Origin of the sequence: Arthrobacter sp. ZGTC412 (assembly GCF_002929215.1) — a bacterium.
Lineage (GTDB): Bacteria > Actinomycetota > Actinomycetes > Actinomycetales > Micrococcaceae > Arthrobacter.
On record NZ_PJII01000001.1, the window covers coordinates 444,420 to 456,803 of the forward strand.

10 protein-coding genes are annotated in these 12,384 nt (G+C 66.3%); 4 read left to right on the plus strand and 6 right to left on the minus strand.

What is annotated here, in order from left to right; genetic code table 11:
* Positions 1-8: 8 nt before the first annotated feature.
* From tsaB to CXQ88_RS02045, 4 genes are read right to left on the minus strand one after another with little or no spacing between them, the layout of a single operon-like run.
* The gene (tsaB, locus tag CXQ88_RS02030) at positions 9-680 is read right to left on the minus strand and encodes a tRNA (adenosine(37)-N6)-threonylcarbamoyltransferase complex dimerization subunit type 1 TsaB (RefSeq protein ID WP_104042489.1); all 672 of its coding nucleotides are present in this window, start codon (positions 678-680) and stop codon (positions 9-11) included.
* Positions 680-1,348 carry a tRNA (adenosine(37)-N6)-threonylcarbamoyltransferase complex ATPase subunit type 1 TsaE gene (tsaE, locus tag CXQ88_RS02035; protein ID WP_104042490.1) on the minus strand — a complete coding sequence of 223 codons (669 nt, stop codon included), beginning with the start codon at positions 1,346-1,348 and terminating at the stop codon, positions 680-682. The genes tsaB and tsaE overlap by 1 nt, the downstream gene beginning before the upstream one ends.
* On the minus strand, positions 1,345-2,568 hold the full coding sequence (gene alr, locus CXQ88_RS02040) for an alanine racemase (RefSeq protein WP_104042491.1): 1,224 nt from the start codon (positions 2,566-2,568) through the stop codon (positions 1,345-1,347). Before alr ends, tsaE begins: the two co-directional genes overlap by 4 nt.
* A 37-nt stretch (positions 2,569-2,605) precedes the next feature.
* Positions 2,606-3,697: a carbohydrate kinase family protein gene (locus CXQ88_RS02045; protein ID WP_104042492.1), complete on the minus strand. Its 1,092-nt coding sequence runs from the start codon at positions 3,695-3,697 to the stop codon at positions 2,606-2,608.
* Positions 3,698-3,779: 82 nt separating this feature from the next.
* Between CXQ88_RS02045 and CXQ88_RS02050 the strand changes: the two genes are divergently transcribed.
* The 4 genes from CXQ88_RS02050 to CXQ88_RS02065 all read left to right on the plus strand — a co-directional run bounded on the left by CXQ88_RS02050 (position 3,780) and on the right by CXQ88_RS02065 (position 9,508).
* Positions 3,780-5,213, plus strand: a complete 1,434-nt coding sequence (locus tag CXQ88_RS02050; protein WP_104042493.1) for a family 4 glycosyl hydrolase — start codon at positions 3,780-3,782, stop codon at positions 5,211-5,213.
* Positions 5,214-5,288: 75 nt separating this feature from the next.
* A complete protein-coding gene (gene mshA, locus CXQ88_RS02055; protein WP_104042722.1) occupies positions 5,289-6,551 on the plus strand; it encodes a D-inositol-3-phosphate glycosyltransferase in 1,263 nt (420 codons plus the stop codon).
* Positions 6,552-6,596: 45 nt separating this feature from the next.
* Entirely contained in the window at positions 6,597-8,273 is a 1,677-nt protein-coding gene (locus CXQ88_RS02060) for a formate--tetrahydrofolate ligase (protein ID WP_104042494.1), read from the plus strand.
* A gap of 506 nt (positions 8,274-8,779) precedes the next feature.
* Positions 8,780-9,508: a hypothetical protein gene (locus CXQ88_RS02065; RefSeq protein WP_306736166.1), complete on the plus strand. Its 729-nt coding sequence runs from the start codon at positions 8,780-8,782 to the stop codon at positions 9,506-9,508.
* A 547-nt stretch (positions 9,509-10,055) separates the two neighbouring features.
* Here CXQ88_RS02065 and CXQ88_RS02075 read toward each other — a convergent pair.
* Entirely contained in the window at positions 10,056-11,141 is a 1,086-nt protein-coding gene (locus CXQ88_RS02075) for an inositol-3-phosphate synthase (RefSeq protein WP_104042497.1), read from the minus strand.
* A gap of 162 nt (positions 11,142-11,303) precedes the next feature.
* Positions 11,304-12,344: an L-glyceraldehyde 3-phosphate reductase gene (mgrA, locus tag CXQ88_RS02080; RefSeq protein ID WP_104042498.1), complete on the minus strand. Its 1,041-nt coding sequence runs from the start codon at positions 12,342-12,344 to the stop codon at positions 11,304-11,306.
* Positions 12,345-12,384: the final 40 nt, after the last annotated feature.

The following is a 12,384-nucleotide window of genomic DNA, read 5'->3' on the forward strand; positions in this document are numbered from 1 at the left end:
GGCGGTGCTCACAGGGCCCTCTTCCTCGGTCCGGGGACCTGGGCATCGGATTCGCGGAGGTACAGAGGGGTGGAGTCGAGGAGTGCGTCTCCTGCGGCGAGCCGGGCAAGAGCGAACTGTCCCAGGTACAGGGCATCCGGCTGTTCCTGGGCGAATTCCGGGTTCGCCTTCAGGGTTTCTGCGTAGAGCCCCGCGCCGGCGCCATAGGCGGGAAGGTCCGGCAGGTCCGCCGCGAAGCTGACGTGGGGCCCGTCCTCCAACAAGGGAAGCTGGCCGTCTAAAAGGCTGTAGCGGGCCCAATAAACCTCTTTGCGACGAGCGTCCGTCACCACCAGGAACTCGGCGACCGCGGCGGTGGATTCCGCCACTTCCAAGGCAACAGCGTCCAAGCTCATGAGGCCATACAGAGGCTTGCCCCACACGAAGGATAGGGTGCGCGCCGTCGCTATGCCTGACCGCAGCCCGGTAAACGGTCCGGGGCCCACGCCCACCACCAGGGCATCAATGTCGCTGCCGCTGACACCGGCATCAGCGAGCAGCTGCTCGATTCCCGGTGCGAGCACTTCTGCGTGGCTGCGGGTGTCCTCGGTGGAGAAGTTGGCCACCACGCCTTCCAGTGCGTCGCCGGAAACCAGTGCCGCGCTGGCCACGGCGGAGGTATCTATGGCGAGGATAAGCATCAGGCTTTCCCTTCAAAGGCTGCGACCGGTTCGGGAAGAGCCGGCCAGCGTGGACCGTAGCCGCGCATCACGATGGTGCGGGGCTCGTCCGTGTCCTCGTTCTCGAAATCCAGGGTGCCGCCGTCGGACCTGGTGAAGCCCGCGGCTGCTCCGGCAGTCGGGCCAACCGCACTGAGTTCCGTGCCGTTGAGTCCCGTGCCGCCCAGCCCGATCGCACGGTGCAGGTCAATCTCCAGCCGGCTTTCGCTCAGGTGCTCCACCCGGTCATGGCCCCATTCAACAACCGTCACCGAGGAATCCAGGGTGTTCTCGAGGTCGATGTCGTCAATCTCCGCTGCTGAGCCCAGGCGGTAGGCGTCCACATGGACCAGGTCCGGCCCGCCCGGACGCGGGCCGTCGGGCAGGTTGGGGTGGATGCGGACCAGGACAAACGTGGGGGAAATGATGCCTGCACGGACCCCCAGCCCCTCCCCCAAACCCTGGGTAAAGGTGGTTTTCCCGGCACCCAGCTCGCCGGAGAGCACCAGCAGGTCCCCGGCTTCCAGGACCGCCGCCAGACGCACGGCGAGCGCGTGGGTCTGGTCCGCCGTCGTCGCGGTGACTGTCTTTTCCCAGTTGGGACGGGCCTCACCGTTGTCCCGGGCCTCGTGAGCCTCGGGCGCGTTCATGCCGCGCCCTCGGAAGCGCGCTCGACGGCGGCTGGGGGCTGTTCGTTAATGAAGCGCCGGGGAACCCGCGGGCTGATCCGGGTGACGATCTCGTAGTTGATGGTTCCGGCGGCGCGCGCCCAGTCATCAGCGGTGGGGCCGCCGTCGGCGCCGTCCCCGAACAGCTCAGCTTCGGCACCCAGCAGGCCTGCACTGGCAGGGCCGGTGTTCCCGAGGTCGATAACCATCTGGTCCATGGCGATGCGTCCCACCACGGGGTACGTTTTGCCGGCCACCCGGACGGGCCCGCCGGTGGCGATGCGCGGCACTCCGTCGGCGTAGCCCACCGGGATCAGGCCCAGGGTGCTGGGGCCGCTGGTGCGGTAGCGCAGTCCGTAGGAGACGCCTTGCCGGTCCGGGACCTCCTTGCACTGCGACACCAGGGTCCGCAGCGTCATGGCGGGGCGGAGCCCCAGCTCCGCGGACGTCTGCCCATCGAAAGGCGACAGCCCGTAAATCCCCAGGCCCACCCGGACCAGGTCAAAGTGGGTGTCCGGGCGGGACAGCGTTGCCGGTGTATTGGCAAGGTGCCGGACTTCGGGGTCGACGCCGGCGTCCTCGGCAACAGCGAGCGCTTCCCTGAACGCGGCAAGCTGCTCGTCGGTCTCCGGCCGCTCCGGTTCATCGGCGACGGCGAGGTGCGAAAAGATCCCCACCACACGCAACAGCCCCTGGTCCTGGTATTCCATGGCCTCGCCCACCAGGTGGTCCCAGGTATCAAGCGTTGCGCCGTTGCGTCCCAGGCCGGTGTCCACCTTCAGGTGGATCCGGGCGGGGCGCTCCTGCTCCCGGGCTGCCGCGACGATACGGTCCAGTTCCCAGCCCGAGCACCCGATGTCGACGCCGGCTGCCACCGCTGCGCCGAAGTTGCTTTCCGTGGTGTGCAGCCAGGCGAGCAGCGGCGCATCAATTCCGGCAGCGCGCAACGCCAGGGCCTCGGAGATGTGGGCGACCCCCAGCCAGGCGGCGCCGGCTTCCAGGGCCGCGCGGGCCACCGGAACCGCGCCGTGTCCGTAGGCGTCCGCCTTCACCACTGCCATCACTTTTGCCGGCGAAGCTGCCGCAGCCAGGCGGCGGACGTTGTGCCGGATGGCATCAAGGTCGATCACGGCGGACCGCTCGTTGCGGGGGTCCTGTGCCGGGGCAGTGTCAAAATCACCGGTTGTTGCGGGGTAAGTCACCCTAGTGATTCTAGTGCTGGCGCTTCGGGCCGAATAATCAGGCGTCCGAGAGGTGTGCGATGGTGGCCGATGCCCTGCGCTGGGCTGCGAGCGGTACGTCGTGGACGATGTCGGCCAGGAAGGAGAACCGCCGGAGCCACTGGCTGGTTTGCCGTTCAGGCCGGGCATTGGCCCGCTGCCACCAGTCGGCGATGTCGCCCCAGCCCGGCGCCGCCAGCGATCCTCCCACTTCCTGTACCGCCAGCGAGGCACAAAGGTTCGCGAAACGCAGCCTGTTCCCCAGCGGCCACCCGGCCAGGCTCCCAACGATGAATGCGGCGTCGAAACAGTCACCGGCGCCGGTGGGATCAAACGCCTTGACGGGCAGGGAAGGCACCCACTCCTCCTCACCGGTTTCGGAATCAACGGCCATGGCGCCCTGGGGCCCGAGGGTCACCACGGCAACCGGCACCCGGTCCGCCAGCGCGTACAAAGCGGTCCACGGATCGTCCTTGCCGGTGAACGCCATGGCCTCGCGCTGGTTGGGCAGGAACGCGTGGAAGTACTGCAGGTTCTCCAGCCGGACCGGCGCCCATACGCCGCTGGGATCCCACCCGACGTCCCCGAACAGCTTCACACCCGCCTGGTGCGCTTCCTTCGCCCACGGCTCAACTTCCAGTCCCACCTCCGCGATGCCGGCGAGCGCGGGAGGCGGGTCGCCGATGAGCTCCGACGCCGTCACCGGTGCAGCATGGCCATGGGTCACCAGTGACCGGTCCTCGTCCACGCACAGGGAAACCGTCACCGGCGAGTGCCAGCCGGGAACCTTCCGGGACAGGCTCAGGTCCACGTGCTCCTGGCCGGACAGGATCTTCCAGTTGAAGTCCCCGTAGCCGTCGTCGCCGAAGGCCGCCGCCAGGCCGGTGCGCAGGCCCAGCCTCGCAGCAGCGATGGCCTGGTTGGCAACCCCGCCGGGGCAGCTGCCCATGCCGTCGCTCCAGATTTCCGTGCCCGGTTCGGGTCCGTGGGGCAGGCCGGTGAAGATGATGTCCTGGAACACTGTTCCGGCCAGCAGCACATCGAATCCGGGGTCCGAAGGCGAGCGGACGGCAGCAAGGGGGTCAAACGGGCGTGCTGGAATCGCGTCCATGTGCCGCACACTACGCCCTGCCACGGACATCCGGTAGGGGCGGCCGTAGGTGCTGCGGACACCCGCGCCTAGACTGCTGGTTATGCGGCTTCTGATTGTTGGCGGCGGAGGTTTCCGGGTTCCGCTGATCTACCGGGCGCTGGTCTCCGGCCCCTATCAAGGCGTGGTCACCGAACTGGTGCTGTTCGACGTCGACCTCTCCCGCCTTGCCGCCGTGACAGCGGTCCTGCGCAGCATGCCCGGCCCGGGTCCCCGCCTGCCGGTCCATCCCACCACCAACCTCGCGGAGGCGTTGAAGGGAACGCAGATCGTGTTTGCCGCCATCCGCCCCGGCGGCACCGCCGGACGGGTGGCCGACGAAAAGGTGGCGCAGGACCTGGGCCTGCTGGGGCAGGAAACCACCGGTGCCGGCGGCATTTCCTACGCCCTCCGGACCATCCCGCACATGCTGGACCTGGCGCGGTTGATGAAGGAACACTGCCCGGACGCGTGGCTGATCAACTTCACCAACCCCGCCGGCATGGTCACCGAGGCACTCCTGCCGGTGCTTGGCAGGCGCGTCATCGGGATCTGCGATTCTGCGGGCGGCCTGGTGCACCGCGCGGCGCGGGCCGCCGGCGTCACGCTTAGGGAAGGAACGCTCGACGGCGTGGGCTACTACGGTCTGAACCACCTGGGCTGGCTGTACCGGCTGGAGTCCGGCGGACGGGACGTCCTTCCCGCGCTGCTGTCGGATCCGCAAGCCCTTCAGTCCTTCGAGGAGGGCCGGCTGTTTCCCCAGCCGTTCCTTGCCCACCTCGGCGCCCTCCCCAACGAGTACCTGTATTACTACTACCAGCCGGACGCCGCGCGGCAGGCGATGCGTGCCATGCCCGCCACCCGTGGGGAATCCATCCACAGCCAGCAGCAGGAGCTGTACCCGCGGCTGGCCGCAGCGGGCGGTGAGGCCTTTGGGTTGTGGGAGGCTGCGCGCCGCTCGCGGGAGGAAGGCTACCTGGCGGAGGCCCGCGGGAAGGGCGAACACCGCGATGAGTCCGACCTCGCCGGCGGCGGCTATGAGCGGGTCGCGCTGGCAGCCATGCGTGCCCTGTCCGGGTCCGGGGACGCGCAACTGATCTTGAACACCCGCAACACTGTGCCTCCAGTCAGCGCCGGGACGGAGGAGGGGGCGGCGGCGCCACAGCCAGCCACTGCTGGGTCAGCCGCCACCGAAGCCGCCATCCCGGGGCTGCCGGCCGACGCCGTCGTCGAACTTCCCTGCACGGTGACGGCCGACGGCGCACTGCCACTGGCCCAGCAGGCACCGCTGCCGGAGCAACTCCAGCTGCTGCGGCAAGTGAAGGACGTAGAGCGGCTGACCGTGCGGGCAGCGACGGAAGGTGACCGGGAGGCAGCAATGCAGGCCTTCGCCCGGCATCCGCTGGTGGGGTCCGAAGAGCTGGGCACCGCGCTGCTCGCGGGCTACGAGGACGCGTTTCCCGCCCTGGGGAAGATGTGGCGCGGCGGTACGCGTTGACACAGGAGTAGTGTTTTATCGAATGCCCAGCACTGACCCGGCGTGGACCTGCGCCGGCGGCCGGAAGGAGGTACCGTGGCACCGGTTCGCAGGGTGGCTCTACTGTCCCTCCACACCTCCCCCATGGAGCAGCCCGGTTCCGGCGATGCCGGCGGCATGAACGTATACATCCGTGAACTCGCTTCCGCACTGGCCGAAGCCGGCGTGGAAGTGGAGATTTTCACACGCTCCACCTCCGCCAGCCAACCCGCCGTCGAGCACCCGGATCCCGGGGTCTGCGTCCACAACGTCCTGGCCGGGCCGACGAACAAGATTCCCAAGGAAGAGCTTCCCGGACTTCTCCACCACATGGTGGAAGAGATCGAGCAGATCCGGCAGCGGCAGCCGCACGGCCGCTACGACGTCATTCATTCGCACTATTGGGTGTCCGGCATCGCAGGCCTGGAGCTTTCCGACCTGTGGGGCGTGCCGCTGGTCCACACCATGCACACCATGGCCAAGGTCAAGAACCTCCTGCTCGAGTCCGGTGAGCAACCCGAGCCGCGGCGCCGTGAGCTGGGTGAGCACCGGATCGTGGACGGAGCTGCGCGGCTAGTTGCCAACACCAGTGCCGAGGCCGCCGAGCTGGTGTCGCATTACGGCGCTTCGTACGACCAGATAGACATCGCCCCGCCCGGGGTCGACCTCAGCACTTTCACTCCTGCGTTCCGGGCCAGGTCGCGGACGGAGCGGGGCATCGACCCGGAAACTTTCCACTTGGTTTTCGCAGGCCGGATCCAGCGGCTGAAAGGGCCACAGATCCTGGTGAAGGCAGCGGCCCTGCTGCGGCGCCGGAGGCCGGACATCAACCTTCGGCTCACCATCCTCGGCTCGCTGAGCGGGAACAAGGAATTCAATCTCCGGCGGCTGGTTGCGGAGGCGGGGATGGACGACGTCGTCACGCAGCTTCCGCCGGTGAAGGCACCGGAGCTGGCGGCCTGGTTCCGCGCGGCCGACGTGGTGGTGATGCCGTCCTACAGCGAGTCGTTTGGGCTCGTGGCGCTTGAAGCCCAGGCCTGCGGCACTCCGGTGGTGGCAACCCGCGTCGGCGGGCTGTCGCGGGCGATTTTTGACGGCAGGACCGGCTTGTTGGTGGACGGCCACCACGCCTCGGACTGGGCGGATGCGCTGGAGGCCCTGTATGACGACCCCGTGACCCGTGAAGACATGGGGCGGGCAGCCGCCATCCGCGCCCAGAACTCGGGGTGGCAGCGCACCGCCGCCATCACGCTGGAGACTTACCACGCCGCCGTCGAAAATCACGTAAGCCATCCCATGACAACCGTTCCTGCCTCCTGAAGCTTTACCGCGCCAGCTGCCTATCCGCCCAAGCAAAGGACAAAGATGTCTGCTACCCCGAGTGACCTCGAGATCGCCCGCGCGGCACGGATCCGGCCCATCGAGGGGATCGCGGCCGCCGCCGGCATCAACGCGGAGGCGGTGGAACTGTACGGGCGGTACAAGGCGAAAATTGATCCTGCGCGACTTTCGGCGCCCCCGCCCCACGGGAAGGTGGTACTGGTCTCGGCCATGTCCCCCACCCCGGCCGGTGAAGGAAAGTCCACCACCACGGTGGGGCTTGCCGACTCGCTTGCCCGGGCGGGGCACCGGGTGATGATCGCCCTGCGGGAGCCGTCGCTGGGCCCGGTTCTGGGCATGAAGGGCGGAGCCACGGGCGGCGGGTACTCGCAGGTGCTGCCTATGGACGAGATCAACCTGCACTTCACCGGTGACTTCCACGCCGTGACGTCGGCGAACAATGCCCTGATGGCGCTGGTGGACAACCACATCTACCAAGGCAACGAGCTCAATATCGATCCCCGGCGGATGACATTCAAACGGGTGCTGGACATGAACGACCGCGCCCTGCGGGAGGTGGTCATTGGGCTGGGCGGACCCTCGCAGGGAGTCCCGCGCCAGGACGGTTTCGATATCACCGTGGCCTCGGAGATCATGGCCGTTTTCTGCCTGGCCACTGATCTGGCGGACCTCCGCGAGCGCTTGGGCAGGATCACGTTCGGCTACACCTTTGACCGCTCCCCCGTCACTGTGGCCGACCTGGGAGTGCAGGGCGCCCTGACCCTGCTCCTGAAGGAGGCCATCAAACCGAACCTGGTGCAAACCATCGCCGGAACCCCGGCCCTGGTCCATGGCGGTCCCTTCGCCAACATCGCCCACGGCTGCAATTCCCTCATCGCTACCCAAACGGCCCGGCGGCTCGCGGACATCGTTGTTACGGAAGCGGGTTTCGGCGCTGATTTGGGTGCCGAGAAGTTCATGGACATCAAGGCGCGGTTTGGCGGCCTGACCCCTTCAGCCGTGGTGGTAGTGGCCACCGTTCGGGCCCTCAAGATGCAGGGTGGGGTGGCAAAAGACCAGCTCACGGCCCCGGACCTGCCAGCCCTTGAAGCCGGGGTAGCCAACCTGCGCCGGCATGTTCGCAACGTGGAGAAGTTCGGCGTGGCGCCGGTGGTGGCCATCAACAGGTTCTCTTCAGACACACAGGAGGAACTGGACTGGCTGCTGGCCTGGTGTGCAGCTGAAGGAGTCCCGGCCGCCGTCGCGGATGTCTGGGGACGCGGCGGCGGGGGTGACGGCGGCGACGAACTCGCAGCCCTCGTGGCCCACGTGGTGGCCGGACCAAACAGCTTCCGCCATTTGTACCCGCTGGAACTGCCGGTGGAGGACAAGATCCGGACCATAGCGCAGGAAATCTACGGCGCGGACGGCGTCGACTTCTCCGTGCCGGCCCTGAAGCGGTTGGCCGACATCGAGCGGAACGGCTGGTCCGGGCTGCCGGTGTGTATGGCCAAAACCCAGTACTCATTCACCGACGACGCTTCCCGCCTCGGCGCACCGAAGGGCTTCACCATCCACGTGCGGGACCTCCTGCCCAAGACCGGTGCGGGCTTTATCGTGGCCCTGACCGGAGCGGTGATGACAATGCCCGGCCTGCCCGCCACCCCGGCCGCGATGCGCATGGACGTGGACGACGCCGGCAACCCAGTAGGCCTCACCTAACCCATCCCTTCCCCAACCCGCGCTCACTTACGGCCGGTTCTTTCCCAACCCGCGCTCACTTACGGCCGGTTCTTTCCCAACCCGCGCTCACCAATGGCCGCCCCATCCCCAACCCCCGCCCACTTACGGCCGACCCATCCCCAACCCGCGCTCACCAATGGCCGACCCATCCCCAACCCGCGCTCACCTACGGCCGGTTCTTCCCATCGCTTCTGGGGAAGGGATGGTGCCTGTGGATAACTCTGAAGCCTTGTCGGTTGCCTGGATGAGAATGCAGTATGCAAACTCTCCATCCCTTACCGCCGCAACTGGCCACCAAACCATTCACAGTCGAAAGAGCACGGAGCGCAGGCTTGAACCGCGGCCGTCTTCGTCGCGCCGATGTAGCTCATGTTGGCCGGGGCCTTTACCGTCCCTCCACGTGGGATTTTGATCTAGAGGATGCCGCCCGCGCGTTGTCGGAAGCAACCCCAGGGGCTTGGATATCCCATGTCACAGCAGCACGCTTGCGGAATTCATGCCTGCCCCCGTGGCTCTCCGACTGCACGGAACTCCATCTCAGCAAGCCCAAGGCCCTTCCCGGGGCACGCAGGAAGGGCATCCGCGGGCACAGGGTCCTAGTTGGCCCCAACGAGGTGGAGTTCGTCGACGGGATTTGGGTCAGCACCCGCGCACGTACTTGGCTGGACATGGCGAGACTGCTGCCGCTGCACCATTTGGTAGCCATGGGTGACGAACTGATCAGGTCGCCCCGGCCAGACTTGGAAGGCAGGGAGCACCCGCACTCGAGCGTGGACAGCCTGCGCGCCATGATCGCCCGGCACCCAAACCTTCAAGGTGTCGTCCGTGCCAGGCAAGCGCTGGAGCTGATGCGCGTGGGTGCGGACTCCGTTCCCGAAACCTTCCTCCGCCTGGCCATGCTGGACGCCGGTCTTCCCGAGCCGGAACTTCAGCTAAGCCTCCGCCCTGGTGACGCTCGCTCGCCCTCGGCGGATCTCGGCTTCCGCCTGCGGAGGGTCGCCATTCAGTACGACGGCGGGCATCACCTTCAGGAACCACAGCAACTAAGCGATCGGCGCAGAGACAAAGCGTTCGAAGCGGCGGGATGGTCCGTCATCATCCTAGACAAGGCGGATCGGGACGACGATTTCGCGACTGCCGTCAGAAGAATCAAACGAGCCCTCAGGAGCTCTGCCGTGAATCCTGCTGCTGCGTCAGGTTTCGCGACAGCCTAAGTTACCGGCGAGGTTTCCGGAACTGCGGCAAGTCGAAACACATAAGGCTCGTCCCCGATACGGGTGACGCCGCCCACACCGATGCGGCACACGCCGTCGTACGGATGCGGAAGTGGCCGGACGCTAACAGCGACGCGCGCGACGCCCTGGAGCGCCACATCGCGGTGATGGACGGGCGGGCAATAGCCTTCCTCTGGAACTTCTCGATCAACACAGCCGCGAGGTGGTCACCCGATCACAGATCTTGACCCTGAACTGACTACGGCGGAGAACGACGCGGATCACTTGCATTCCCAACTGATGCTCAAGTTGCTCGCCTTGGCCCAAGCCAGCCATGCCATCCGCCGGCTTAACTGCGCGGACTGACCGTTGAACGCCGAACGCTTCCCCGTCTGAAACGGAGAAGCGTTCGGGGAAACCCGGCCGCACGTGAGCGCACGTCGTCAGAAACCCGGCCACAAGTGAGCACGCGTCGTCAGAAACCCGGCCACACGTGAGCGCGCGTCGTCAGAAACCCGTCCACAAGTGAGCGCGCGTCCGAAGGTGGTTAGCGGTCGAGGTCTCCGCGGATGAAGGCTTCGACCTTTTCGCGGGCGAGGTCGTCGTTGAACTGCTCCGGCGGGGACTTCATGAAGTAGCTGGAGGCGGAGATCAGCGGGCCGCCGATGCCGCGGTCCAGGCCAATCTTCGCGGCGCGGATGGCGTCGATGATTACGCCGGCGGAGTTGGGCGAATCCCAGACTTCCAGCTTGTATTCGAGCGAAACGGGAGCGTCGCCGAAGTTGCGGCCTTCGAGGCGGACGAACGCCCACTTGCGGTCGTCAAGCCACTGGACGTAGTCGGACGGGCCGATGTGCACGTCCTTTGCGGCCAACTCGGCTTCCACGTTGGAGGTAACAGCCTGGGTCTTGGAAATCTTCTTGGACTCCAGGCGGTCGCGCTCCAGCATGTTCTTGAAGTCCATGTTGCCGCCAACGTTCAGCTGGTAGGTGCGGTCCAGCGTGACGCCGCGGTCTTCGAAGAGCTTGGCCATAACACGGTGCGTAATGGTGGCACCGATCTGGCTCTTGATGTCGTCGCCAACAATCGGCACGCCGGCGGCGGTGAACTTGTCCGCCCATTCCTTGGTTCCGGCGATGAACACGGGCAGGGCGTTCACGAAGCCCACGCCGGCGTCAATGGCGCACTGCGCGTAGAACTCGGCAGCGGCTTGAGACCCGACCGGCAGGTAGCAGACCATCACGTCAACGGCAGCGTCCTTGAGTGCCTGGACAACGTCTACCGGCTCTTCGGTGGACTGCTCGATGGTCTCAAGGTAGTACTTGCCCAGCCCGTCCAGGGTGTGGCCGCGCTGGACGGTAACGCCGGTGGGCGGCACCTCAGCGATCTTGATGGTGTTGTTTTCGCTCGCCAGGATCGCATCGGCAAGGTCAACGCCGACCTTTTTGCCGTCAACGTCAAACGCAGCAACGAACTGAACGTCACCCACGTGGTACTGGCCAAACTCAACGTGCATCAGGCCCGGAATCGTGGCCTTGGGATCAGCGTCCTTGTAGTACTGGACCCCCTGGACCAGCGAAGCGGCACAGTTTCCTACGCCGACGATTGCAACACGAATGGGATGTGAAGACACGAAACTCCTTTGAGGACAAACGTCAGCCGGCCGGGTTCCGCTGTGAGGAAAGTACGACGGCGGCCGGCAGGCTCGGCGCCGCGCGGCGCCTTTTCATAGTACCCAACACAGTGGGACGGAGGCTTGTTCCCCCGTCCCACCTTTTGGATGACAAGGTGGAGATCAGACCGGCTGTTTCCAGAGGTTGATGTCCGATTCCACCGCGAATTCATCGATGGCGTCCAACTCGTCCGCAGTGAATTCGAGGTTGTTGACGGCAGCCAGGGAGTCCTCCAGCTGGCGGACGCTGGACGCACCAATCAATGCCGAGGTCACAGGCGAGCCCTTCGGCTGGTCCCGCAGGATCCATGCGATGGCCATCTGTGCCAACGACTGCCCGCGGCCCTCGGCAATATCATGCAGTCCGCGGATCCGGTCCAGCTTCTCGTCGGTAATGGCATCCTCGGACAGGAACCGGGCCTTGGCGGCACGGGAGTCCGCCGGAATGCCCTTGAGGTAGCGGTCGGTGAGCATGCCCTGGGCCAGCGGCGAGAAGGCGATGGAGCCGGCCCCGACCTGGTCGAGTGCCTCGTACAGGTTGGGGCTGCCGTTCTCGGTCCAGCGGTTGAGCATGGAGTAGCTGGGCTGATGGATCAGCAGCGGCGTCCCGAGTTCCTTCAGGATGCGGGCCGCCTCGATGGTCTGCTCGGGGGTGTAGGAGGAGATGCCTGCGTACAGCGCTTTGCCCGATCGCACGGCATAATCCAGGGCGCCCATGGTCTCTTCAAGCGGAGTCTCGGGGTCCGGCCGGTGGCTGTAGAAGATGTCCACGTAATCCAGGCCCATCCGTTGCAGCGACTGGTCCAGGCTGGAGATCAAGTACTTGCGGGAGCCCCACTCACCGTAGGGGCCGGGCCACATGTAGTAGCCGGCCTTGGTGGAGATGACCAGTTCGTCACGGTACGGCTTGAAGTCGTCCTTCAGGTGCCGGCCGAAGTTGGTCTCGGCGGAACCGTCCGGCGGGCCGTAGTTGTTGGCGAGGTCGAAGTGGTTGACGCCCAGGTCGAAGGCGCGGCGCAGAATGGCGCGCTGCTCGTCAAAGCGCTTGTCATCGCCAAAGTTGTGCCAGAGGCCGAGCGAGATGGCCGGGAGTTTCAGGCCGCTGCGGCCGACGCGGCGGTAGGGCATGGATTCGTAGCGGTCTTCCGCCGCGGAATAAGTCATACGTTCCATCCTGCCAGTTGTGACCGGCACAACAGCCCAC